Origin of the sequence: Pseudoxanthomonas sp. X-1, from assembly GCF_020042665.1 — a bacterium.
In the GTDB taxonomy this organism is placed as follows: Bacteria; Pseudomonadota; Gammaproteobacteria; order Xanthomonadales; family Xanthomonadaceae; genus Pseudoxanthomonas_A; species Pseudoxanthomonas_A spadix_A.
The window spans coordinates 297,999-320,730 of sequence record NZ_CP083376.1 but is presented as its reverse complement, the minus strand read 5'-3'; the positions used below and the strand labels follow the sequence as shown (position 1 = coordinate 320,730).

The 22,732-nt window shown below is 72.6% G+C and carries 22 protein-coding genes; 9 read left to right on the top strand and 13 right to left on the bottom strand.

All coding sequences use genetic code 11. The features are described 5' to 3' along the window. Nucleotides 1–2: 2 nt before the first annotated feature. The 3 genes from LAJ50_RS01425 to LAJ50_RS01415 form a co-directional block, all read right to left on the bottom strand. On the bottom strand, nucleotides 3–755 hold the full coding sequence (locus LAJ50_RS01425; protein ID WP_171044621.1) for a lysophospholipid acyltransferase family protein: 753 nt from the start codon (nucleotides 753–755) through the stop codon (nucleotides 3–5). A 115-nt stretch (nucleotides 756–870) separates the two neighbouring features. Next, complete coding sequence (locus LAJ50_RS01420; protein ID WP_171044616.1) at nucleotides 871–1,599, bottom strand: ketosynthase; 729 nt, start codon at nucleotides 1,597–1,599, stop codon at nucleotides 871–873. Between the two features lie 23 nt (nucleotides 1,600–1,622). Then, on the bottom strand, nucleotides 1,623–1,892 hold the full coding sequence (locus LAJ50_RS01415) for a phosphopantetheine-binding protein (protein ID WP_130551168.1): 270 nt from the start codon (nucleotides 1,890–1,892) through the stop codon (nucleotides 1,623–1,625). A 233-nt stretch (nucleotides 1,893–2,125) separates the two neighbouring features. On the opposite strand from LAJ50_RS01415, the gene LAJ50_RS01410 reads away from it, so the two are divergent. After that, the gene (locus LAJ50_RS01410; protein ID WP_224096627.1) at nucleotides 2,126–3,409 is read left to right on the top strand and encodes an NAD(P)/FAD-dependent oxidoreductase; all 1,284 of its coding nucleotides are present in this window, start codon (nucleotides 2,126–2,128) and stop codon (nucleotides 3,407–3,409) included. Between the two features lie 31 nt (nucleotides 3,410–3,440). Further along, nucleotides 3,441–4,421, top strand: a complete 981-nt coding sequence (locus LAJ50_RS01405) for a pteridine-dependent deoxygenase (RefSeq protein ID WP_224096429.1) — start codon at nucleotides 3,441–3,443, stop codon at nucleotides 4,419–4,421. 438 nt (nucleotides 4,422–4,859) lie between these two features. On the opposite strand, the gene LAJ50_RS01400 is transcribed toward LAJ50_RS01405, so the two are convergent. From LAJ50_RS01400 to LAJ50_RS01390, 3 genes are all read right to left on the bottom strand, one after another. After that, complete coding sequence (locus LAJ50_RS01400) at nucleotides 4,860–5,891, bottom strand: hypothetical protein (protein ID WP_171044618.1); 1,032 nt, start codon at nucleotides 5,889–5,891, stop codon at nucleotides 4,860–4,862. Further along, complete coding sequence (locus LAJ50_RS01395) at nucleotides 5,888–7,237, bottom strand: AMP-binding protein (protein ID WP_138653738.1); 1,350 nt, start codon at nucleotides 7,235–7,237, stop codon at nucleotides 5,888–5,890. The genes LAJ50_RS01400 and LAJ50_RS01395 overlap by 4 nt, the downstream gene beginning before the upstream one ends. A 66-nt stretch (nucleotides 7,238–7,303) precedes the next feature. Continuing rightward, a complete protein-coding gene (locus LAJ50_RS01390) occupies nucleotides 7,304–8,650 on the bottom strand; it encodes an AMP-binding protein (RefSeq protein ID WP_138653740.1) in 1,347 nt (448 codons plus the stop codon). Nucleotides 8,651–8,817: 167 nt separating this feature from the next. On the opposite strand from LAJ50_RS01390, the gene LAJ50_RS01385 reads away from it, so the two are divergent. From LAJ50_RS01385 to hemF, 3 genes are all read left to right on the top strand, one after another. Then, entirely contained in the window at nucleotides 8,818–11,190 is a 2,373-nt protein-coding gene (locus tag LAJ50_RS01385; protein ID WP_171044622.1) for a S9 family peptidase, read from the top strand. After that, on the top strand, nucleotides 11,187–11,783 hold the full coding sequence (locus LAJ50_RS01380; RefSeq protein ID WP_138653744.1) for a hypothetical protein: 597 nt from the start codon (nucleotides 11,187–11,189) through the stop codon (nucleotides 11,781–11,783). Before LAJ50_RS01385 ends, LAJ50_RS01380 begins: the two co-directional genes overlap by 4 nt. 77 nt (nucleotides 11,784–11,860) lie before the next feature. Continuing rightward, complete coding sequence (gene hemF / locus LAJ50_RS01375) at nucleotides 11,861–12,817, top strand: oxygen-dependent coproporphyrinogen oxidase (protein WP_138653798.1); 957 nt, start codon at nucleotides 11,861–11,863, stop codon at nucleotides 12,815–12,817. A gap of 55 nt (nucleotides 12,818–12,872) precedes the next feature. Here the strand turns inward: hemF and LAJ50_RS01370 are convergent, their stop codons facing one another. Then, entirely contained in the window at nucleotides 12,873–13,358 is a 486-nt protein-coding gene (locus LAJ50_RS01370; RefSeq protein WP_130551174.1) for a YetF domain-containing protein, read from the bottom strand. A gap of 189 nt (nucleotides 13,359–13,547) precedes the next feature. On the opposite strand from LAJ50_RS01370, the gene LAJ50_RS01365 reads away from it, so the two are divergent. The 4 genes from LAJ50_RS01365 to LAJ50_RS01350 are packed head-to-tail and all read left to right on the top strand — an operon-like array spanning nucleotide 13,548 to nucleotide 17,679. After that, complete coding sequence (locus LAJ50_RS01365; protein ID WP_138653800.1) at nucleotides 13,548–14,246, top strand: HAD-IB family phosphatase; 699 nt, start codon at nucleotides 13,548–13,550, stop codon at nucleotides 14,244–14,246. A 38-nt stretch (nucleotides 14,247–14,284) separates the two neighbouring features. Further along, nucleotides 14,285–15,691 carry an aminotransferase class III-fold pyridoxal phosphate-dependent enzyme gene (locus LAJ50_RS01360; RefSeq protein ID WP_138653746.1) on the top strand — a complete coding sequence of 469 codons (1,407 nt, stop codon included), beginning with the start codon at nucleotides 14,285–14,287 and terminating at the stop codon, nucleotides 15,689–15,691. A gap of 51 nt (nucleotides 15,692–15,742) precedes the next feature. Continuing rightward, nucleotides 15,743–16,807: a GNAT family N-acetyltransferase gene (locus tag LAJ50_RS01355; RefSeq protein ID WP_138653748.1), complete on the top strand. Its 1,065-nt coding sequence runs from the start codon at nucleotides 15,743–15,745 to the stop codon at nucleotides 16,805–16,807. After that, nucleotides 16,804–17,679, top strand: coding sequence for an arginase family protein (locus LAJ50_RS01350; RefSeq protein WP_138653750.1), 876 nt, complete (start codon nucleotides 16,804–16,806; stop codon nucleotides 17,677–17,679). The genes LAJ50_RS01355 and LAJ50_RS01350 overlap by 4 nt, the downstream gene beginning before the upstream one ends. Before the next feature lie 17 nt (nucleotides 17,680–17,696). Here the strand turns inward: LAJ50_RS01350 and LAJ50_RS01345 are convergent, their stop codons facing one another. The 6 genes from LAJ50_RS01345 to LAJ50_RS01320 form a co-directional block, all read right to left on the bottom strand. After that, a complete protein-coding gene (locus LAJ50_RS01345) occupies nucleotides 17,697–18,902 on the bottom strand; it encodes a DegT/DnrJ/EryC1/StrS family aminotransferase (protein ID WP_138653752.1) in 1,206 nt (401 codons plus the stop codon). Then, nucleotides 18,886–19,284 (bottom strand): EamA family transporter, encoded by a 399-nt coding sequence (locus tag LAJ50_RS01340; RefSeq protein ID WP_138653754.1) that lies wholly within the window; start codon nucleotides 19,282–19,284, stop codon nucleotides 18,886–18,888. The genes LAJ50_RS01345 and LAJ50_RS01340 overlap by 17 nt, the downstream gene beginning before the upstream one ends. Then, complete coding sequence (locus LAJ50_RS01335; RefSeq protein WP_138653756.1) at nucleotides 19,281–19,643, bottom strand: EamA family transporter; 363 nt, start codon at nucleotides 19,641–19,643, stop codon at nucleotides 19,281–19,283. Before LAJ50_RS01335 ends, LAJ50_RS01340 begins: the two co-directional genes overlap by 4 nt. Continuing rightward, a complete protein-coding gene (locus LAJ50_RS01330; protein WP_138653758.1) occupies nucleotides 19,640–20,506 on the bottom strand; it encodes an alpha/beta fold hydrolase in 867 nt (288 codons plus the stop codon). Before LAJ50_RS01330 ends, LAJ50_RS01335 begins: the two co-directional genes overlap by 4 nt. Nucleotides 20,507–20,588: 82 nt before the next feature. Next, a complete protein-coding gene (locus tag LAJ50_RS01325; RefSeq protein WP_138653760.1) occupies nucleotides 20,589–22,013 on the bottom strand; it encodes a sensor histidine kinase in 1,425 nt (474 codons plus the stop codon). Between the two features lie 17 nt (nucleotides 22,014–22,030). Then, nucleotides 22,031–22,720, bottom strand: a complete 690-nt coding sequence (locus LAJ50_RS01320) for a response regulator transcription factor (RefSeq protein WP_130551183.1) — start codon at nucleotides 22,718–22,720, stop codon at nucleotides 22,031–22,033. Nucleotides 22,721–22,732 lie beyond the last annotated feature (12 nt).

The window sequence follows — 22,732 nt, the reverse complement described above, 5'->3', positions numbered from 1 at the left end:
GCTCAGATCCGCGGTTCCAGCATCGCGCGCACGGCGTCGTGGGCGCGCCGGGTGAGCGCCTGGCGGTCCAGCGTGTCGCCGGGCCGGAGCGGGTCGATCGGCGCGCCGATGCGCACGCGGATGATGCCCGGCCGCACGCGGAACAGCCCCTGCGGCGGCAGCACCTTGCCGCAGCCATCCAGCGCCACCGGCACCACCGTCACGCCGGCGTCGATGGCCGCCTGCAGCAGGCCGGCCTTGAACGGCGCCAGTTCGCCGGTGCGGCTGCGCGTGCCCTCGGGGAACAGGCACAGGCTATGGCCGGCGGCCAGCACGGCGGCGGCCTGGCGGCGCACGATCGCCCCGGCGCGGCGGCTGTCGCGATCCAGGAACAGCATGCCGGTGGCGCGCGCGTACCAGTTCACGAACGGCACCTTGCGCATCTCGTCCTTGAGCAGGAAGCGCAGCGGCACCGGCACGGCCATGTACAGCGCGCAGATGTCGATCACCGACTGGTGGTTGGAGACGATCAGGTGAGGGCGCGACCAGTCGATATCCTCGCCGCCTTCGACCACCAGCCGGGCGCCCGCGCCGGCCACCAGCACCGGCGCCCAGACCTGCGGCGCCATGCGCAGCAGGCGCGCCACCGGCACGCGCAGGACATGCAGCAGCAGCACCAGGCTGCACAGCGTGGCCGTCCAGAGCAGGGTGAAGACCAGCTGCAGCATGTTCCAGACCCCCCAGGCCAGTTGCCCGGGGGACCGCGAGGCCTGCACGTCCATGTTCTCGGTCGAAATGCTCATGACCCACAGGATACCCGGCCGCCGCGCGCTTGGGCGGCGGGATTTTGCGATTTTTTAACGCCGCCCGCCGAGCCTGAACGTGGCCGCCTTAACGCAGCACGTCGCGCCAGAACGCCGGCCCCAGCCGCGCCAGCTGGCGCACGAAGTCGACGAAGTTGCGGTACGGCCGCACCGGGAACCAGCGCCCGCGCAGCAGGTACTCGCCCAGGAAGAATCCGCCGATCACCCCATAGCCGAGCAGGTTGGCGAACAGCGAGGCATGGGCGTCGGGGATCGGCCAGGGCGAGAGCCGGCCCAGCTGCGCCAGCACGCCGCCGGGCACCGCGCACAGCGCCAGCACCAGGTTGGCGACGGTCATGGCGGCCAGCAGCGCGGTCCAGGCCTGGGTCAGGCGCCGGGTGTAGCGGCGCTGCTCGTCGCTCAGCGGCTGCCCGGCCTGGGCGTACAGGCCTTCGACGATGCGCCCGATCAGCGGCACGCGCCCGGCGCGCAGGCTGCGGCCGAAGAACCACGCCACCCAGCCGGTGAACACCACCGGCGGGGCGGTCAGCAGCAGCAGCGCATGCGGCGAGCGCCACAGCGGCACCAGGGCGGCCAGCAGCGCCGCGCACAGCGCCCACGCCCACCAGCGCCGGCGGGCGATCGGTTCGATCAGCAGCATCAGCACCAGCGCCGCGCCGGCCAGCACGGCCAGGTCGCTGCGGCCGGAGGCGTTGGCCCAGTGCGCCAGCGGCGAATAGACGATGGCCAGCAGCAGCGCCGCGCCGACCGCCCAGGGCGCGGCGTCGGCCGGCGCGCCCGGCTCAGGCGCGCGCATCGGGTGCGGGGCGGGCCCGGGGCTCAGGTGGTCTTGTTGGCCTGGACATGGGCCGACAGCGCGCGCAGCGAGGCGAAGATGCGCTGGTTGTCCTCGTTGTCCGAGCGCAGCTGGAAGCCGTATTTCTTGCCGATCGCCAGCGCCAGCTCCAGCGCGTCGATCGAGTCCAGGCCCAGGCCGGTGTTGAACAGCGGCGCCTCCGGATCGATCGCGCCGGCGTCCACGTCCTCCAGGTTCAGACTCTCGACCAGCAGCTGGGCCAGTTCGTGTTCTTCGGGCGTTTGCGCGGACATGCGGCGGCGGTTTCCAGGGCGTTGAAGGTGCGACACGATGGTGCAAAGGACGGCCGCGCGCAACCGTCGGGCCGGGCGGCCGCGCAGGCTATGATGACGCCCTTGTCAGGACTGCCACACGCGAAGGTTCGCACCGCATGACCCCCGCCACCGCTGCACAGCCCGCCGCCGATCCCGGCGCCGCCGCGGCCCTGGCCACCGCCCCGACCCCGGCGCCCGATGCCACGCCCGACGTGCTGATCGTCGGCGGCGGCCCGGCCGGCAGCACCGCGGCGATCCTGCTGGCCCGCGCCGGCTGGCGCGTGACCCTGCTGGAGAAGGACCACCACCCGCGCTTCCACATCGGCGAATCGCTGCTGCCGATGACCATGCCGCTGCTGGAGCGGCTGGGCGTGCTGGAGGACATGCGCGCGATCGGCACGCTCAAGCTGGGCGCGGACTTCCCCGACGAGCAGGGCGGCTACAACACCTTCAAGTTCGCCCGCGCGCTGGACGCCAAGAGTCCGTTCGCCCTGCAGGTGCCGCGCGCGGACTTCGACCGGATCCTGTTCGAGCAGGCTCGCCGCGGGGGCGTGGACGCGCACGAGGGCACGGCGGTGACCGGCGTGGCCTTCGAAGGCGAGCAACCCGTGGTGCGGGTCCGCCGGCACGGCGCCGAGCTGACCCTGCGCCCGCAGTGGCTGCTGGACGCCAGCGGCCGCGACGCCTTCCTCGGCGGCCGGCTCAAGCTCAAGCGCAAGAATCCGCGCCACCAGTCGGCCGCGGTGTTCAGCCACTTCCGCGGCGTGGCCCGGCGTCCCGGCGAGGACGCGGGCAACATCAGCATCTACCGCCATGCGCATGGCTGGATGTGGCTGATCCCGCTGCCGGACGATGTGATGAGCGTGGGCGCGGTGTGCTTCCCCGACTACCTCAAGACCCGCAGCGGCGACCTGGAAGGCTTCCTGCGCCAGACCCTGGCGCTGAACGACGAGGTCGCCCAGCGCATGGCCGGCGCCCAGCGCGTGGCCCCGGTCCACGCCACCGGCAACTACGCCTACGAATGCACGCGCATGAGCGGCCCGCGCTGGCTGCTGCTGGGCGACGCCTATGCCTTCGTCGACCCGATGTTCTCCTCCGGCGTGTTCCTGGCCATGCACAGCGCCGAACAGGGCGCGGCGATGGTCGATGCCGCGCTGCGCGCGCCGCGGCAGGCCACGCGCCTGCGCCGCCGGCTGCAGCGGCGGCTGGACGCCGGCCTGGACGAGTTCAAGTGGTTCATCTACCGCTTCACCTCGCCGACCATGCGCCACCTGTTCGCCAACCCGCGCGATGTGCTGGAGGTCGAATCGGCGGTGGTGGCGATGCTGGCCGGCGACGTGTTCGACAGCCCGCGCGTGCGGCGCCGGCTGCGCGTGTTCCGGCTGATCTATGCCGCGCACGTGGCGATCATGGTGCCGTCCGCCCTGCGCGCCTGGCGCCGCCGGCGGCGCCAGCTGGCCGAGGGCTTTACCGGCGACACACTCCAGGCCGATTAAACTCAACCGTGTGAACCCGCTCTCCGCTTCCGTGCCCCTCGACGCGTCCACCCTGACGGTGGACTACCTCCACGACACCACGCCGCGCCCGCTGCTGGCCGATGACCGCGTGCTGGCGGTGTTCGGCTTCGGCCCCGACGCCCCGGACGAGGACGATCCGCGCTACCTGCGCGTGCCGCTGGCGCCGCACGGCGCCGCGCCGCTGGAAGTCTGGCGCAGCACCCGCCCGGTCGTGCGCGGGCGCGAGGGCGCGATCGCCTGGGCCAGCGACGGCACGCTGCAGTTCGGCGCGATCCAGATCGACGAGGTCGAAGGCGACATCGAGACCGCCGCCGCCCAGGCCTATGCGCAGCTGTCCGGCTTCGTGCCCGGCAGCGCCACCCCGCATCTGCTGCGCGTGTGGAACTACTTGGACGACATCACCGAAGGCGAAGGCGACGCCGAGCGCTACCGCCACTTCTGCGTGGGCCGCGCGCGCGGCCTGGGTCGCTTCGACACCGCGCAGCTGCCGGCCGCCACCGCGATCGGGCGCGTCGACGGCCGCCGCACCCTGCAGGTGTACTGGCTGGCCTGCCGCCAGCCGGGCACGCCGGTGGAGAACCCGCGCCAGGTCAGCGCCTACCGCTATCCGCGCCAGTACGGCCCGCAGCCGCCGAGCTTCGCCCGCGCGATGCTGCCGCCGCCGTCGGTGCACGCCCCGCTGCTGCTGTCCGGCACCGCCTCGGTGGTCGGCCACCAGAGCCTGCACGGCGACTCCACCGCCGCGCAGCTGGAGGAGACCTTCGCCAACTTCGACAGCCTGCTCGCCAGCGCGCGCCGGCACCGGCCGACGCTGCCGGCGCAGTTCGACGCCAGCACCCGGCTGAAGGTGTACGTGCGCGACGCCGCCGAGCTGCCCCTGGCCGCCGACCTGCTCGCCCAGCGCCTGCCGCCCTCGGTGCCGCGCCTGATCCTGCACGCGGCCGTGTGCCGCCGCGACCTGCGTATCGAGATCGACGGCGTCCACGGCTGAGCGCGAGCGGCGGACTGGCCGTTCGCGCCTGGACTGGGCCTAGGCCACGGCGTCTTGGCCTGTAAGAAGGCGGGTGGAATTGGAAGGGATCGACGGCGCTTCATGCTTCTGTGGGAGCCGCCATGGCGGCGATGGGGCCTTCCCGGTAAAGCCTCATCGCCGCCATGGCGGGTCCCACCGACAGGGTCCGCACCTGACGAGTGACGGCCCCGCTGCGAATGGATCGGGACTTCTTTCGAACACAAGCCGATCCGCCCAATGCGCATGGCACCGGGCCAGCGGGCGGTGGCCGCGCCTAGCGAGGCAGGACGCCGAGCGTCCGAGTCAGGGCAGATGCCCTGATCGAGGGAAAAGCGGCCACCGCCCGCCGGACCGCTGCCCCTCCTAAGCCAAAGAACGCCCAGTCGCAGCGATCCCTCGATCCTCGGAAGAGCGCGCTCAGTCGCCGCAGAGCTTCGGCGCGACATCCGGCACGCCGCCGTCCGGCGAGAACGCGACCTCGCCCTCTTCCGGCGCGGCCGCGGCCCAGTCCTGCTGCCATTGGCGCGCCAGCGCGTCGGCCTGCGCGACCTGGGCGTCGGACATGTTGCCGCGCAGCCAGTCGATGTTGCGCTGGAGCGCGGCGGCGCGGAACCGCTGCATCGGCGGCTGCGCCTGCGCGGCCTGCGCCGGCTGCGTGCTCGCCAGCGCCTGCTGCGCACGCAGGTAAAGGGCCAGCGACTTGCTGGGGTCCGGCGTCACCACCTGCGCCAGATAGGTGCGCCGCCCGGTATCGCGCTGCGGCGAATACGCCCCGGCCAGGGCCACGGTCGCCTTCAGGCTGCCGCGCTCGGCGGCCTGCAGCGCCAGCGCCTCGGCCTCGTTGCGATAGGTCTGCAGCTGCGGCAGCACCTGCAGCGTGTCGCGGGTCCGGAACGCGTTGCCGACCGCGTACTGGGCCAGCGCCGGCAGGCTGCCGCCGAGCGCCGCGTCGCGCCACAGCGCGGCGCGTTGCCCGGGCGACATCGCCGGCACGCCGTCGCAGCGCTCCGAATCCTGCAGCAGCTGCTGCCCACGCACGAGCGCCGTGCGCTGCAGGCTTTCCTGCATGCGCGCGCGGCGCGCGGGATCCATCCCCTCCAGCATGCGCTGCTGCTGCCCGGTCATGTCGTCGAACTGCGCCAGCTGCAGGCGCACGCGCTCGCACTGCTCCAGCTCGGCCGCCAGCCGGCAGGCCGCACGCGCATCGCCGTTGCCGGCGCGCCGCCTGAGATCGTCGAACACCAGCCGCAGCGGCGTGTCCTGCGCCGGCAGCGGCGCGGTGCTGGGCGGCAGCGCGGTGACCCTGGGTGCGGCAGCGGGGGCCGGCGCTGCCGCGGCGGCCACGGCAGCCGCCTGCTGCGTCGCCGGCGTGGCCCGCAACGCCCACCAGCCCAGCCCCGCGAGCGCGGCGGCCACCGCGACACCGGCGATCACCGCGACCGGCTTCATGCCGACGCTCCGAGCAGGCGCAGCACGTCGGCGCGCGGCAGCTTGCCGGTCTCGGTGCGCGGCAGCGCGGCGACGAAACGGATGCGCCGCGGCAGGAACACCGGGTCCATCGCCGCGCGCAGGGCGGCCAGCAGTTCGCCCTCGGACAGGTCTTGCGCCACCACCAGCGCAGCGGTGCGACGCACCTTGCCCGGGCCGTCGAGCTGGACCATCACCCCATCGCGCACGCCGGGCACGGCGCGCAGGCGGCGGGTGAGGTCGGCCAGCGAAGCGCGCTTGCCGGCGATCTCCAGCAGGTCGGCCCGGCGCCCGTGCACCAGGAAGCGCCCGTCGCCGAGCACCTCGGTCAGGTCGGCCAGCGCCACCGGCTGGCGCAGGTGCGGGGCGGCGATCAGCGTGCCGTCCGGCTGCGGCTGCACGCTCACCCCGGGCAGCGGGGTCCAGGCGCGCTCGAGGGCGGGGCGGCGTCTGGCGAAGATGCAGGTCTCGGTCGAGCCGAAGATCTCGCGCACCTGGCCGCCGAAGCGCGCCTCGGCCTGCCGCGCCAGCGCCTGCTCCAGCGGCGCGGTCGCCGAGACGCAGCCGGCGATGGCCGGCAGCGACACGCCGGATTCGACCAGTGTGCGCAGGTGGACCGGTGTGGTGATCAGCATGCGCGGGGCCGGCACCTCGGCCAGCGCCCGCGCCACGTCCTGCGGGAAGAACGGGCGCGCGCCGTGCAGCACCGCCTCGGTCAGCAGCGGCACCATCACCGACTGCTCCAGGCCGAACATGTGCTGCGCCGGCACGGTGGCGACGATGCCCGGCCGCGCGCCGTCCCACAGGTCGGCCAGGGCCGCGACCAGCTGCGCGGTGCTGGCGCGGAACTGCGCCAGCGTCTTGGGAAAGGCCTTCGGCGCGCCGGTGCTGCCGGAGGTGAAGGCCACGGCGAACACCGCGTCCTCATCCACCTCGGGCACGGGGCCGTCGGCTTCGTCCAGCACCTCGGGCAGGCGCCAGTAGTGCGGCGGCGCGGCGGCCAGCGCCTGGTCACCGAGGGCGTAGGTCGCCGGCTGGCGCGCCATCACCTCGTCGACCACCGCCGGCGCGCGCGAGGGCGGCAGCAGCGTGACCTGCCCGCGCAGCGCCACCGCGCACAGGGCGACCATGAAGCGGTAGCGGTCCTCGCACAGGTTGACCGCGTGGGTCCCGGCCGGCAGCCGCGCGGCCAGCGCGCGCACCTGGGCGTGGAAGGTGCCGAGGGTGATGTCGCGGCCGTCGGCGCGGGCGATCACCCGCTGCGGCGCTCCGGCCCCCAGCGCGCAGCGTCGCGCCGGGCGGGGAAGGGTTTCGATGACGGCCGACATGGCGTGGAAGAAGTCCTCTTGCGTGACGCGCGCAGCGTGACCGGCGCGTCCTGATGCGTCCTTGAATCAGCCTTCGAGCAGGCGCAGCGCGGCGTCGCGCGGCAGCTTGCCGGTCTCCCCGCGCGGCAGCGCGGCGACGAAGCGGATGCGCCGCGGCAGGAACACCGGGTCCATGGCCATGCGCAGCTGGGCGAGCAGCGCCGCTTCGGTCATGCCGGGCGCGACCACCAGCGCGGCGATGCGGGCCACGCCCATCTCGTCCGGCGCCAGCTGCAGCACCGCGCCGTCGCGCACGCCGGGCACGGCCTGCAGGCGTCGGGTGAGATCGCCCAGCGAGGCGCGCTTGCCGGCGATCTCCAGCAGGTCGGCCTGGCGCCCGCGCAGGTGGAAGCGGCCGTCCGGCTCGACCTCCATCAGGTCGGCCAGCGGCACCGGCTGCGGCAGGTGGCGCGCATGCACCAGCGTCCCGTCCGGCTGCGGCTGCACCCAGACGCCCGGCAGCGGCGTCCAGGCCGTGTCCAGCGCGGTGCGGCGCTTGGCGAAGATGCAGGTCTCGGTCGAGCCGAAGGTCTCGCGCAGCTCGCCGCCGAAGCGCGCCTCGGCCGCCTGCGCCAGCGCCTGCTCCAGCGGCGCGGTGGCCGAGACGTAGCCGGCGATCGGTGGCAGCGACACGCCGGACTCGACCAGCGCGCGCAGGTGCACGGGCGTGGTCACCAGCACGCGCGGGGCCGGCATCTGCGCCAGCGCGCTGGCCACGTCCTGCGGGAAGAACGGCTTGCCGCCGTGCACGCAGGCATCGCTCATCAGCGGCATCACCACCGACATCTCCATGCCGTACATGTGCTGCGGCGGCACGGTGGCCACCAGGCTGGGCGTGGCCTGGCCCCACAGGTCGGCCACGGCGCTGAGGTTCTGCGCATTGCTGGTGCGGAAGGCCGCCAGCGTCTTGGGGAAGGGCTTGGGCGTGCCGGTGCTGCCGGAGGTGAAGCCGATGCAGACCACCGCATCCTCGGGCACTTCCGGCAGCGGGCCGTCCAGGTTGGCCAGCGTGTCCGGCAGGCGCCAATAGGCGGCCGGTGCCGGCTCCAGGTCCAGATCGCCCAGCGCGTAGGTATCGGCATGGCGGTCCATCACGTCGGCCACCACCGCCGGCGCGCGCGAGGACGGCAGCAGCGTCACCTGCCCGCGCAGCGCCACCGCGCAGAACGCCACCAGGAAGCGGTAGCGGTCCTCGCACAGGTTGACCGCGTGGCGCCCGGCCGGCAGCTGCGCGGCCAGCGCGCGCACGTGGCCATGGAAGGTGGCCAGGTCGATGGCCTGGCCGCCGCTGCGGGCGATGATCCGCGTGGGCGCGCCGATGCCCAGCGGGCACGGCCGGGCCCGCTGCGGCGCGGATTCGACGACGGCTGACATCACGACATTCCCCCCGAAAGCATCCCGGCTCTGGACGCCGGGCGAACGGTACTGTCGCCGCTGGGCGCCGCCCGGGCAAGTCGCCGCGACGCGGGTCCCTGCGGCCGCCCCCGCGCCGCTGCTACCCTTCGCGGCTCTTTGTCCTGCCGAAGCGCCCGTTCATGCGCCTGCCCGTCGTCGTCCTGTCCTGCCTGCTGCTGTCGCCCGCCGCGCTGGCGCAATCGTCCACGCCGCTGACCATCGAACAGGTCATGGCCGACCTGGACTGGATCGGTCCGCCGGTGGAAGCGCCGCGCTGGACCTGGGACAGCCGCGCGGTGGAGTACGAACTCAAGCGCAACGGCTCGCCGATCCGCGACACCTTCCGCCAGGAGCTCGGCGCCAGCGCCGCGACGCGGGTGGCCGACGATGCGCGCGACACGCTGGGCGCGCCGGAGGCCGTCTACGACGCCAGGCGCCAGCGCCAGGCCTTCATCCGCAATGGCGACGTGTTCGTGCGCAACCTGCGCAGCGGGACGCTGACCCAGCTCACGCGCACGCTGGAGAACGAAAGCCAGCCGCAGTTCGCCAGCGATGGCGCGCTGGTGTGGCGGGTGGGCAACCAGTGGTTCCGCTGGAACGGCAGCGCCGTGGCCCAGGCCGCCCAGGCCAAGGCCGAGGACGACCCGGACAAGGCGCCCGAGGCCGACCTGCTGCGCGAACAGCAGCTGCGCACCCTGTCCACCCTGGCGCGCGACCGCGAGCAGCGCGAAGCCCTGCGCCGCCAGGACAATGCCTGGCGCAAGGCCGATCCCAGCCGCGCGCCGGCACCGGTCTACCTGGGCAAGGACGTGCAGATCAGCCAGACCGCGCTGTCCCCGGACGGGCGCTGGCTGCTGGTGGTCACGCAGAAGAAGGGCGCCGACGCGGGCGACGCCGGCCAGGTCCCGCATTACGTCACCGAGTCCGGCTACGCCGAGCAGCAGGAGGCGCGCACGCTGGTCGGGCGCAATTCGCCGATCCCGCAGGCGCTGTGGCTGGCCGACATGGCCAGCGGCACGGTCAAACCGCTGAGCCTGGACGCCCTGCCCGGCGTCGCCAGCGATCCGCTGGCCGAGCTGCGCAAGGCCGCCGGCAAGGAGCCGCTGAAGGGCAACCGCGCCGTGCGGGTGGAGAGCGACGGCGATGCCAGCGGCGCGGCGATCCACTGGAGCGGCGACTCGCGCAACGTCGCCCTGCTGCTGCGCGCCACCGACAACAAGGACCGCTGGATCGCCAGCGTGGACCTGGACAACGCACGCCTGCAGGTGCGCGACCGCCTCACCGACCCGGCCTGGATCAACTGGAGCTTCAACGAGTTCGGCTGGCTGCCGGACAACCAGACCCTGTGGCTGTTGTCCGAGGCCAGCGGCCATTCCCAGCTCTACACCCAGCGCGGCAGCGAGAAGACCCGGGCGCTGACCAGTGGCGCGTGGGAGGTGTCCGCGCCGCAGGTGGCCGCCGATGGCGAGGGCTTCTTCTTCCTGTGCAACCGCGCCGCGCCCGGCCGCTACGAGGTCTGCCGCGCCGAACTGAAGACCGGCAAGGTCGCCGAGGTCACCGCGCTGGAGGGCGGCGTGGAGGCCTTCAGCCAGTCCCCGGACGGACGCTCGCTGCTGGTGCAGTACTCGGCCAGCTACCTGCCCAGCCAGCTGGCGGTGGTCCCCGCCGGCGGCGGCCAGGCCAAGGTGCTGACCGACACGCGGATGCCGGCGTTCAAGGCGGTGGACTGGATCCAGCCGCAGCTGGTGCAGGTGCCCTCGCGCCACGGCGCCGGCGTGATCTGGGGCAAGTTCTACGCGCCCGCGCGGCTGGTGCCGGGGAAGCGCTATCCGGTGGTGATGTTCGTCCACGGCGCCGGCTACCTGCAGAACGCCATCGCCGGCTATCCGCCCTACCCGCGCGAACAGATGTTCCACAACCTGCTGGTGCAGCGCGGCTACCTGGTGCTGGACCTGGACTACCGCGGCAGCGCCGGCTACGGCCGCGACTGGCGCACGGCCATCTACCGCAACATGGGCCACCCGGAGCTGGACGATTATCTGGACGGCCTGGAATGGCTGGTGCGCGAACACCAGGGCGACCGCGACCGCGCCGGGATCTACGGCGGCAGCTACGGCGGGTTCCTGACCTACATGGCGCTGTTCCGCGCGCCGGGCACGTTCAAGGCCGGCGCCGCGCTGCGCCCGGTGGCCGACTGGACGCAGTACAACCACGAGTACACGTCCAACATCCTCAACACGCCGGACATCGATCCGCAGGCCTACCGCGTGTCCTCGCCGATCGAATACGCCGCCGGGCTGCAGGACCGCCTGCTGATCGCGCATGGCATGATCGACGACAACGTGTTCTTCAAGGACTCCGTCGACATGACCCAGAAGCTGATCGAACTGCACAAGGACAACTGGTCGATCGCGCCCTATCCGCTGGAGCGCCACGGCTTCACCCGCGCCGACGCGTGGCTGGACGAGTACAAGCGCGTGCTCAACCTGTTCGACGACACGCTCAAGCCCACGCCGTGAGCGCGCCCGTCCCGCCGCCGCTGCCAGGCGCCGCGCCCTCGCCCCGCAGCGGGGCGCAGGGCTTCGTCACCGTGCTGGCCTGGATCACCCTGGCCCTGGCCGCGGTCGGCGTGGCCTACGGCGCGCTGCAGATGGCGATGGCCGGCCTGGTGTCCAGCCCGGCCTATCTGCAGCTGCTCGAGCCCGCCGGTCCGATGCCGCCGCTGATGCGCTGGATGCTGACCCATTACTTCGAAATCGGCCTGGCCGAGGCCATCGCCTCGCTGCTGCTGGCCTGGCTGGGCTGGGGCCTGCTCAAGCGCCGCGAATGGGCGCGCCTGGCCTTCATCGCCTACCTGGCGCTGGGCACGCTGTTGACCTACGGCTCGCTGTGGTACGCCCCGGCGATGACCGAGGCCTCGCTGGCGATGCAGCCCGGGCTGGGCGGCGCCGGCGGCGCGCTGCCGCCGGAACTGGCCGGCCTGAAGACCGTCGTCCTGGTCTTCAGCGTGATCGTGGCGCTGGTGTTCACCGCGCTGCACGGCGCGATCATCTGGAAGCTGTGCACGGCGCCGGTGCGGGCGCAGTTCGGCCGCGCGCCGGCGACGCGCTAGCGCCAAGGCCTGTCTGCACTCCCAAGGCAGGCCCTGAGCGCCACGGCAGGGCCCTTACACTTGCGCGCATGACCGACATCCCCAGCATCGACATCGTCCGCGACTACCTGGCCGGACTGCAGGACCGTATCTGCACCGCCATCGAGGCCACCGATGGCCAGGCCCGCTTCGTCGAGGACCGCTGGACGCGCCAGCCTGCGGCCGATGCCGCATCCCAGGCCTCTGGCCCCTCCCTGGGCGGCGGCGGGCGCACGCGGATCCTGCGCGACGGCGCCGTCTTCGAACAGGCCGGCATCGGCTTCTCCGACGTGTCCGGCAGCCGGCTGCCGCCCTCGGCCTCGGCGGCGCGGCCCGAGCTGGCCGGCGCCTCGTGGCGCGCGGTCGGCGTGTCGCTGGTGTTCCATCCGCGCAATCCGCATCTGCCGACCACGCATGCCAACGTGCGCCACTTCCGCGCCGAGCGCGACGGCCAGACGGTGGCATGGTGGTTCGGCGGCGGCTTCGACCTGACGCCGTTCTACCCGGTCGATGCCGACGTGCTGCACTGGCATCGCACCGCGCATGCGCTGTGCGCGCCCTTCGGCGGCCAGGCGCGCTACGAGGCGCACAAGCGCTGGTGCGACGAGTATTTCTTCCTCAAGCATCGCAGCGAGACGCGCGGCGTCGGCGGGCTGTTCTTCGACGATCTGCAGGACGACTTCGAAGCCGACTTCGGCTATTTGCGCGCGGTCGGCGACGGTTTCCTGGACGCCTATCTGCCGATCGTGGCCGCGCGCCGGGACACGCCCTATGGCGAGCGCGAGCGCGACTTCCAGCTCTACCGGCGCGGGCGCTATGTGGAGTTCAACCTGGTCTACGACCGCGGCACGCTGTTCGGCCTGCAGAGCGGCGGGCGCGCCGAATCGATCCTGATGAGCCTGCCGCCGCTGGTGCGCTGGGAATACGGCTTCACCCCCGAGGCCGGCAGCGACGAGGCGCGCCTGGCCGACTATCTGCGGCCGCGGGATTGGCTGACCGAGCTCGCCCCGCCTTAGGTTTGGTGGGAGCCGCCATGGCGGCTCCCACATGGCCTTATCGCTACTTCCGGCCTTACCCCGACTTGCCCTCGCGGGTCTCGATGGTGATGTGGCCGTTGGTTTCCAGGATCGCCAGCTTGATGTCGTGCTCGTGCTCGCAGCCGGACTGGCGCATGGCCTTCCTGAAGTCCGACTCGGCCACCAGCTGCTTGCGCAGCACGTCTGCGAACACCTTGCCGTCGCGGGCCAGCACCGTGGCGCGGCCTTCCACCAGGTGGCGGAAGCGCATCGACCGCGCCGAGCCGAACGCCACCAGCCAGTTCAACGCGATCAGCGTGGAGGCCATGATCAGCGCGCCGGTCAGCGAGTTGTCGCCGCCGTTGATGCCGTTCTGCACGGCATTGCCGATCAGGATCAGCAGGATCAGGTCGAACGGCGTGAACTGGCCGATGGCGCGCTTGCCCGAGATGCGCATCAGCACGGTCACCATCGCGTAGATCACCACCCCGCGCAGCACGAAGTGCCACCAAGGCGCGGACAGGTCGAACAGATCGTGCATCGGGGCGGCATCGCAGGGGGCAACGGCGGCGTTATCACACGCGCGCCCCGCGCCGGCAAGGGTGGCGGCCGGGCTTGTCCCAACGCCGGCTGAAGCGCGCCGCGGCGGAAAGCCCTCGGAAAGGTCCGCTGCCTAACGTGGCGCCACCTCGAACCGCGCCCGTGCCTCATGTCTCTTCGTTCCGTCCCCCTGCGCTGGACCGTGCTGTGCGATTTCGACGGCACCATCGGACTGCGCGACACCATCGACACCCTGCTGCAGCGCTTCGGCCGTCCCGGCTGGGAAGCGCTGGAAGACGACTGGCTGGCCGGCCGCATCGGCTCGCGCGCCTGCATGCGCGGCCAGGTCGGCCTGCTGGACATGGACGCGGCCCAGTTCGAGCAGCACCTGTCGGACCTGGACATCGATCCGGCCTTCCCGGCCTTCGCCGCGGCGGTGGCCGCGCGCGGCTGGCCGCTGGAGATCGTCAGCGACGGCCTGGATCTGCCGATCCGCCTGCTGCTGGCGCGCGAAGGCGTGTCACCGCTGCCGCTGTACGCCAACCGCTTCCATCCGGTCGGCGAACGCCGCTGGAACCTGGACTCGCCGCATCAGGCGCCCAGCTGCGGCGCCGGCACCTGCAAGTGCGCGCGCGCCGCGCAGGCGCGCCGGCAGACGCCGAACGGGCAGGTGCTGCTGGTCGGCGACGGCACCTCGGATTTCTGCGTGGCCGGCCGCGCCGACTACGTGTTCGCCAAGCGCAAGCTGATCGCCCATTGCCGCGACCACGCGCTGCCACACAGCGCCATCGAAGGCTTCGCCGAGGCGCTGGCGCTGCTGCCCGCGCTCGAATCGGGCGAACTGACCCGCCACGCCCCCGCCCTCTCCCCCGCTGCCGCCATCGCCTGATGCGGCGGCTCCCCTCCTGCTGCGAACGGACACTGCCAATGAACCTGCTCCATACCCTCGCCCCGGCGATCGAGGACGACGCCCAGCTGCTGGCCGACGAGGCCCGCTACAGCTCCTTCGGCGACACCGTGCACTACGTCGATCCGCCCAAGGTGTTCCATCGCTGCGAAGGCAGCTACATGTTCGACAGTGGCGAAACGCCGTATCTGGACCTGCAGATGTGGTACTCGGCCTGCAACTTCGGCTATTCCAACAAGCGCCTCAACGACGCGCTCAAGCACCAGATCGACACCCTGCCGCAGGTCGCCAGCCAGTACCTGCACCCCACCCGCATCCAGCTGGCCAAGACCATCGCCCAGGACGTGGAAGGCAAGTTCGGCCTGCCCGGCCGCGTGCACTTCAACGTCGGCGGCGCGCAGGCCATCGAGGACTCGCTCAAGCTGGTGCGCAACTACAAGAACGGCAAGAGCCTGATGTTCGCCTTCGAGGGCGGCTACCACGGCCGCACCCTGGGCGCCTCCAGCATCACCTCCAGCTACCGCTATCGCCGCCGCTTCGGCCACTTCGGCGAGCGCGCGATGTTCATCCCCTTCCCCTATCCCTTCCGCCGGCCCAAGGGCATGAGCCCGGAGGAGTATTCGGACCACTGCGTGCGCCAGTTCGCGCGCCTGTTCGAGACCGAATACAACGGCGTGTGGGACCCCAAGGTCGGCCAGGCCGAATACGCGGCCTTCTACGTCGAGCCGATCCAGGGCACCGGCGGCTACGTGATCCCGCCGCCGAACTTCTTCCGCGACCTGAAGAAGGTGCTGGACCAGTACGGCATCCTGATGGTGGTCGACGAGATCCAGATGGGCTTCTGGCGCACCGGCAAGCTGTGGTCGATCGAGCACTTCGGCGTGACCCCGGACGTGCTGGTGTTCGGCAAGGCGCTGACCAACGGCCTGAACCCGCTGTCCGGCCTGTGGGCGCGCGAGGAGCTGATCAACCCGACCATCTTCCCGCCGGGTTCGACCCATTCCACGTTCAACTCCAACCCGCTGGGCACCTCGCTGGGGCTGGAAGTGATCCGCATGGGCTACGAGATGGACTACGAGCGCACCGTGCCGGAGAAGGGCGCGCACTTCCTCGAAGGCCTGCGCGAACTGCAGAAGCGCCACAAGGAGATCGGCGATGTCGACGGCCTGGGCCTGGCGCTGCGCGCGGAGATCTGCGAGGCCGATGGCTTCACGCCCAACAAGGCGCTGCTGGACCGGATGGTGGACATCGGCCTGGGCGGCGAGCTCACGCACAAGGGCAAGCCGATCGGCCTGGTCCTGGACGTGGGCGGTTGGTACAAGAACGTCATCACCCTGGCGCCCTCGCTGAACATCACCCACGAGGAGATCGACCTGGCCATCGCCCTGATCGACCAGGCGCTGACCAAGGCCAAGCAGACCGTCTGATCCCCCACCGGCACCGGCCGCCTGCAGCGGCCGGTGCTTCGCGGAGCCGCCATGCACTCCTGCACCCAGCTCGAGCCCGATGCCCTGCTCGACAGCTTCCTGGCCCATCCGCCACCTGGTTTCCAGGCCGAACGCCTGTCCAGCGGCCTGCCGTTGTTCCGCGCCCGCCTGGACCTGCTGACCACCGCCGACGATGCGCTGCGCCGGCGCGTCACCGGCCTGCCCGGCTATCGCCACTGGCGCCGCCTGCTGGCGTGGCCGGCCTGCTTCATCGGCTGCACTGCCACCGAATACGCCCCGCTGCCGCTCACCGGCAGCCTGGACGCCCTGGCCGACGAGGTGCTGGCGCAGGCGCGCCGCGCGCCGCTGCTGATCGTCAAGGACCTGCCGGACGATTCGCCCCTGCTGGACCTGCACGGCAACCGCCGCGCCGCGGCCTTCGCCCAGGCCCTGGCCGAACGCGGCTTCGTGCTGATGCAGGGCATGCAGCTGGCGTGGGTCCCGATCGATTTCGCCGACGAGGACGCCTATCTGGCGCGCCTGTCCTCCGGCCGCCGCCGCGACATCCGCCGCAAGCTGCGCGCGCGCGCCGACCTGCGCATCGAATGCCTGCACACCGGGGCGGCCTGCTTCGACGATCCTGACGTGCGCGCGGCGTACTACGCGCTGTACCTCAACGTCTACGCGCAGAGCCAGATCCACTTCGACCAGCTCGACCGGGCCTTCCTCGACGGCCTGCTGCGCGACGGCGGCAGCGGCGGTCGGGTCTTCGCCTATTACCACGACGATGCGCTGATCGGCTGGAACCTGTGCTACGAGCACGCCGGCATGCTGGTGGACAAGTACATCGGCCTGGCCTATCCGCAGGCGCGCCAGCACAACCTGTACGCGGTCAGCTGGATGCACAATCTCGACCATGCCCGCCGCCACGGCCTGAGCCACTACGTGGCCGGCTGGACGGATCCGGAGATCAAGCGCTATCTCGGCGCGCGCCTCACCCCTACCCGGCACGCGGTCTATCCACGCAATGCCCTGCTGCGCTGCCTGCTGCGCCGGCACGCGCATCGCTTCGAACACGAGGCCGGCACCGTGCCGCAGGCCGAGGCGGCCGGATGAAGGCGCCGCTGGTGCTGGATCTGGACGGCGCGGTCGGGCCGCTGCCGGGCGCGCGCGTGCTGCCGCTGCGCGACTGGCAGGACGCGGTGCGCTTCGGCTGCGGCGTGGCCACGCTGGAACGGCTGGCCCGCGAGCTGCGGCCGGCCCTGGAGACCGCGCACGGCACGGTGATGCTGGGCAGCGGCGATTTCCACCACCTGACCTGGCCGCTGGTGCGACAGGCGGCGGCGCGGCATGGCGGCCCGCTGCAGGTGGTGGTGCTGGACAACCATCCGGACAACATGCGCTATCCCTTCGGCGTGCACTGCGGATCGTGGGTGCGGCGCGTGGCGGCGCTGCCGCAGGTGGCGCGCGTGCACATGGTCGGCCTGTGCTCGGCCGACGCCGGCACGCGCCACTGCTGGGAGAACGTGCTCGGCCCGCTGCGCGCCGGACGCGTGCACTACTGGTGCCTGGACGTGGACACGCGCTGGGCGCGCGCGCTGGGCTGCGACCATGCCGTGCACGGCTTCGCCGACAGCGCCAGCCTGCTGGACGCATTCGCCGCACGCGCCGACGCCGCGCTGCCGGTGTACCTGTCCATCGACAAGGACGTGTTCGCCGAGGACGTGGCGCGCACCAACTGGGACCAGGGCCGCTTCAGGCTGGCCGATGCGCAGCGTCTGATCGCGCAGCTGCGCGCGCTGATCGTGGCCAGCGACATCACCGGCGAGATCTCGCACCATCGCTATCGCCAGCCCTTCAAGCGACTGCTCTCCGCCCTGGACGGCCAGCAGCCGCCCGATCCCGAGGTCCTGCCGCGCTGGCAGGCCGGGCAGCACGCGCTGAACCAGGCGCTGCTGCCGCTGATCGCCGCCGCATCGGCCGCCTGAGCGGCGCGGCCGCCCGCCTACGGCGCGGTACCGCGGCGCAGGACGTCCAGGATGCGCGCACGCGCGGCATCGTCCAGCCAGGGGCCGTTGCCGATGGTCAGGCCGCATGCCGCCAACGCGCGCGCCTGCGGCACCTCGGCCTGCGGCACGCAGTCACTCAGATAGGCGTAATCCGGCAAGGCGTGGATGAACATGCGGCTCACGCCCATGCCGGCGGTCCACAGCCGTTCGAGCGCCGCGTCGCGTCGCGCGCGGTCGGGCAGGCGCAGCCACAGCACCGGCCAGGTGCCCCGCTCGCCGGGGCGGTCGTCGTAGACCTGCACACCGGGGACGGCCTCGAGGGTCCGCTTCCAGGCCAGGGCGCGATCGCGCGCGGCGTGCAGGAAGGCCGGCAGCCGCCCGCTGGCATGCACGCCGACCATGCGCCGCCAGGCGCCGACGCGGTGCAGCGGAATGTCCGGCCCGAACACATCTCCCACCGCCGCCTCCGGATCGCCACGCTCCAGCGCGCGCCGCAGCGGCAGGCCATAGGCCAGGGCCAGCGCGCGCGGCCGGTAGGCCAGCGCCAGCCCCAGCAGCTCGGCGCTGCGGCGCAGCTCCCAGGCCAGATTCGACGGCACCCGCGCCGCTTCCTCGGCCAGGCACGCACGCAGCGCGGGATCGGCGCTGACCAGCAGGCCGCCCTCGTACAGCGACAGGCCCTTGCCCGCGGCCAGGCTGAAGAATCCGATGTCGCCCCGCAGGCCGACGCTGCGCCCGTCCACGCGCGCACCCAGCGCCTGGGCCGCGTCTTCGATCACCCAGGCGCCACAGGCCCGCGCCGCGTGTTCGGCATCGGCCACGTCGGCCACGCGCCCGGCCAGGTGGGTGGGCAGCACGGCCAGCGTGCGCGACCCGCACAGGGCGCGCAGCGCGGCCGGGTCGAGATCGAACGACGCCTCGCGCAGCTCGCACACGCGCAGGCGCAGCCCGCAGGCGTGCACCGCGATGGCCACCAGCGGACAGGTGTAGGCCGGCACCACGACCTCATCACGCGTCGGCGCCAACCGCCGCAGCGCACGCAGCGACAGCACCAGCGCCGCGGTGCCCGAGCAGGTCAGCAGCGGCGCGGGCAGGCCGAACAGCTGCGCCAGCCGCGCTTCCAGCCCGGCATCGCCAGGCAGCAGGTCGGTCCAGCGCAGCGGCAGCCCCGCCGTCGGCGGCAGCTCACGCCGCGGCAGCACCGGCGGTCTCGACGACCTGGGTCTCGGCACGCGCCAGGCAGGCCACGCCCGCCAGGATCAGCGCCGCGCCCACCAGATGCACGGCGGTGATCGGCTCGCCCAGCAGCCAAGCCGACACCAGCAGCACGCTGACCACCTCCAGATGCGAGGCGGCGAAGGCCGGGCCGATCGGCGCGCGCTCCAGCAGCGTCATCCAGGTGAAGAAGGCGCCGATGTAGCCCACGATCGCGCCATAGATCCACGGCTGGCCGAACAGCCGCTGCAGCCAGGGCAGACCCCATTCCAGCGGCAGCGCATGATCGCCGGCGAGCTTGAAGGACAGCTGCGCCAGCGTGTCGAACGCCATCAGCAGCGGAAAGCCGAACACGTACAGCCGGTTCATCCGCCCACTCCCACCACCGCCACGCCCAGGCCGATCAGCCCCATGCCAGCCACCCGCAGCGGCGTCAGCCGCTCGCCGAAGAACAGCCGCCCGGCCAGCATCAGCGCCAGGATGTTGACCGAGCCCAGCAGCACGCCGCGCGACAGCGGCACCAGCGACAGGAACGCCGCCCAGGCCAGGAACTCCACTACATAGCAGGCGATGCCCAGCCACAGCCACGGCCGCGCCAGCCGGTGCCGCCAGCGCGCCAGGTTGGCGTCGGCCTCACCGCCATCGACCGCCGCGGCCTTGAAGGCCAACTGGCCGCCGGTATCCACCAGCACGGTCAGCAGCCACAGCAGGGCCACCGTCATGCTCATGCCAGCGCCTCGTGCAGGCGCTGCACGCCGGCGGCCACCGGCACCGCCGCGTGCGGCTGGGCGATGCCCTGGAAGAACGCCGCCGTGCGATCGGTCAGCAGGCGTCGCTGCCGGTCCAGGGTCAGCATGTGGTAGCTGTCATGCATCGACAGGAATTCGGTCGGTCCCGACACCCCGTCCAGCACCCACTGCGCATTGCGCAGGCTGGCCACGTCGTCCTCCGTGGCATGGGCCACCAGGCACGGCGCGGTGACCTGCGGCAGATGACGGCGCACGCGCGCGGCCAGCGCCCGCAGCTCGGCCAGCGAATGCCACGGGTTGCCGGGCAGTCCGGCCACGCTGCTGTCCGCGCCCTGCATCGCCGCGCTGATCTGCGCGCGCAGGCGCTCGTCGCGCAGCCCGTACGGCGGTTCCTCCATGAACATGCGGTCGCGGCCGATGCCGGTGGCCTTGAACAGCGGCAGCAGGAACGACAGATGCCGCGTCCACGGGATGTTCCAGCCGTCGTAGACGAAGGTCGCGCCGTACACGCCGACGCCCGCCACCCGCTCCGGCCGCTGGCTGGCCAGTTCCAGCGCCAGCAGCGCGCCCATCGACAGCCCGGCCACGAACACCCGGTCCACCCGCCGGGCCAGCGCGTCGGCGGCCTGCTCGACGCTGGCGTACCAGTCGCGCCAGCCGGTGGCCAGCAGGTCGTCCAGGTCGCCGCAGTGGCCGGCCAGCTGCACCCCGTGCACGGTGAAGCCGGCGCGGTGCAGGCCGGTGCCGACCCGGCGCATCTCGGCCGGGGTGCCGGTCAGGCCGTGGATCAGCAGAACGCCGTCGCGGCCCCCTTCGAAGAAGAATTCGCTTGAACGGATCACGTGCCACCTCGCGGAAGAGGCCGGCAGGGTGTCACGCGAGGTTTTCCGCTGGCTTTCGTCCAGGCCGGGGTGGCGGCGAGGTTTACGCCGGGTTGTGCTTGACCGGATCGGTCGCCGTGTCCGGCCGCGGCGCCACGGGGAAGCGCACCTCCACCCGCAGCCCGCCCTGCGTGCCGCGCAGGAACGCCACCTCGGCCTGATGGCGGCTGGCGATGCCCTGCACGATGGCCAGCCCCAGCCCGGTGCCCTCGCCACCGGCGCCGGGCACCCGGAAGAAGCGCTCGCCCAGCCGCGCGCGCAGCGCATCGGGCACGCCCGGGCCGTCGTCTTCCACGCTGAGGATCACCCACGCCTGCCCGGCGCAGACGCCGACGGTGATGCTGCGGCCCGCGCCGGCGTAGCGCAGGGCGTTGTCGATCAGGTTGTCGAGCAGCTCCTGGACCCCGCGCGCTTCGCCGACGATCGCCGGTACCGGCGCCTCCGGGGGCTGATAGCCCAGGTCCAGGCCGGCATCGAGCGCCTCGGGCACGCGCGCGGCCACCGCGTGCGGCACCAGCCGGTCCAGGGCCAGCGATTCCAGCGTCTCTCCGCCCGGATGCGGGGCCTGCGCGCGACTGAGCGCCAGCAGCTGGTTGGAGGCGCGCGCCGCGCGCGCGGTCTGCGCCAGGATGTGCGCCAGTGACTGCTGCAGCTGCGCCGGGTCCTGCGCCGCCATCGCCCGCTCGGCATGCAGCTGCAGGCCCGCCAGCGGCGTGCGCAGCTGGTGGGCGGCATCGGTGATGAAGCGCTCCTGCAGCGCGATCGCCCCGCGCACGCGCATGAACAGCGCGTCCAGCGCGCGCGTCAGCGGCAGGATCTCGCGCGGCACGTCGGCCTCGGTAACCGGCGCCAGCGCCTGTTCGCGCTCGGCCAGGCGCCGGGTCAACGGCGTCAGCAGCCCAAGCCCGCGATCCACGCCCACCCAGACCAGCATCAGCACCACCACGATCAGGGCGGCCTGCAACGGCAAGGTCATCAGCAGGACGTCGCGCGCGCTGCGGTGGCGCTCGCGCAGGGTCTCGGCCACGGTCACGGCCAGCGTGTCGCCGGCCTCGTACGGCGAGGCCAGGCCGATGGTCGCCATGCGCAGATGGTGCTGGTCGTGGAAGCCCTTGTAGAGCACCGGCCTGGCCCCCGGCACCGGCATCCGCGTATTGCCGAGCCCGCTGTCGCCGTAGAGCAGGCCGTGGCGACGGCTGATCACCGCGAAGTAGTTAGGCCCGTTCGGGTCGTAGCGCAGCAGGAACTGCGCCTGCTGGGACAGCGCGTGCGACTGCGGCTCGCGCCGCAGCAGCTCGGCCAGGGTGACCGCGTCGTCGGCCAGGCTGCTGTCGTGCGCGCGGTTGGCGTAGTGCAGCGCCACGCGATAGGTCAGCGCGGCGTCCAGCGCCAGCAGCACCAGCATCGGCACCGCCAGCCACAGCACCAGCCGCCGGCGCAGGCTGGGATGCGGGCTAGGGCCTGCCATCGGCGCCCCGGCAGGCCCTAGGCGTCATCGCCCGCGTCCTGTTGCTCCTGCAGCAGGTAACCCAGGCCGCGGATGGTGCGCACGCCCACGCCGCTGCCCTGCAGCTTGCGGCGCAGGCGGTACATGGCGATGTCCAGGCCGTTGTCGCTGATGTCCGCGTCCCAGCCGCACAGCACCTCCACCAGCTGCGCGCGGCTGGCGACACGGCCGGTGCGCGTGGCCAGCGCGCCGAGCAGGCCGAATTCGCGCGCGGTCAGCTCCAGGGCGTCCTCGCCGATCCAGGCGCGGTGCCCGGCCAGGTCCAGCCGCAGCTGGCCCAGGCGCAGTTCGGGCGCGCCCTGGCTGACCATGCGCCGCAGCAGCGAGCGCACCCGCGCCTCGAACTCCTTCAGCGCGAACGGCTTGACCAGATAGTCGTCGGCGCCCAGGTCCAGCACCTGCACGCGATCCTCAAGGCCCTCGCGCGCGGTGATCACCAGCACCGCGGTGGTCGCCGCCCGCGCACGCAGGCGTTGCAGCACCTGCACGCCGTCCATCGGCCCCAGCAGGCCCAGGTCCAGCACCAGCAGCTGGTACTCGGTGTCGCGCAGCGCCAGGTCGGCGCGGGCGCCATCGGCCAGGTGATCCACCGCGTGCCCCTGCTGGCGCATCGCGGCCACCACGGCCTCGGCGATGGCCGCGTCGTCTTCGACGATCAGCACGCGCATGACGGACGGGAC

Excerpts from the sequence above, each read along its gene's own strand:
- LAJ50_RS01420 (WP_171044616.1), bottom strand. The coding sequence starts at position 1,599 with ATGCGCGCGCCTGAGCCGGGCGCGCCGGCCGACGCCGCGCCCTGGGCG.
- LAJ50_RS01415 (WP_130551168.1), bottom strand. The coding sequence starts at position 1,892 with ATGTCCGCGCAAACGCCCGAAGAACACGAACTGGCCCAGCTGCTGGTC.
- LAJ50_RS01400 (WP_171044618.1), bottom strand. The coding sequence starts at position 5,891 with ATGAAGCCGGTCGCGGTGATCGCCGGTGTCGCGGTGGCCGCCGCGCTC.
- LAJ50_RS01395 (WP_138653738.1), bottom strand. The coding sequence starts at position 7,237 with ATGTCGGCCGTCATCGAAACCCTTCCCCGCCCGGCGCGACGCTGCGCG.
- LAJ50_RS01390 (WP_138653740.1), bottom strand. The coding sequence starts at position 8,650 with ATGTCAGCCGTCGTCGAATCCGCGCCGCAGCGGGCCCGGCCGTGCCCG.
- LAJ50_RS01370 (WP_130551174.1), bottom strand. The coding sequence starts at position 13,358 with ATGCACGATCTGTTCGACCTGTCCGCGCCTTGGTGGCACTTCGTGCTG.
- LAJ50_RS01360 (WP_138653746.1), top strand. The coding sequence starts at position 14,285 with ATGAACCTGCTCCATACCCTCGCCCCGGCGATCGAGGACGACGCCCAG.
- LAJ50_RS01355 (WP_138653748.1), top strand. The coding sequence starts at position 15,743 with ATGCACTCCTGCACCCAGCTCGAGCCCGATGCCCTGCTCGACAGCTTC.
- LAJ50_RS01350 (WP_138653750.1), top strand. The coding sequence starts at position 16,804 with ATGAAGGCGCCGCTGGTGCTGGATCTGGACGGCGCGGTCGGGCCGCTG.
- LAJ50_RS01340 (WP_138653754.1), bottom strand. The coding sequence starts at position 19,284 with ATGAACCGGCTGTACGTGTTCGGCTTTCCGCTGCTGATGGCGTTCGAC.
- LAJ50_RS01335 (WP_138653756.1), bottom strand. The coding sequence starts at position 19,643 with ATGAGCATGACGGTGGCCCTGCTGTGGCTGCTGACCGTGCTGGTGGAT.
- LAJ50_RS01325 (WP_138653760.1), bottom strand. The coding sequence starts at position 22,013 with ATGGCAGGCCCTAGCCCGCATCCCAGCCTGCGCCGGCGGCTGGTGCTG.
- LAJ50_RS01320 (WP_130551183.1), bottom strand. The coding sequence starts at position 22,720 with ATGCGCGTGCTGATCGTCGAAGACGACGCGGCCATCGCCGAGGCCGTG.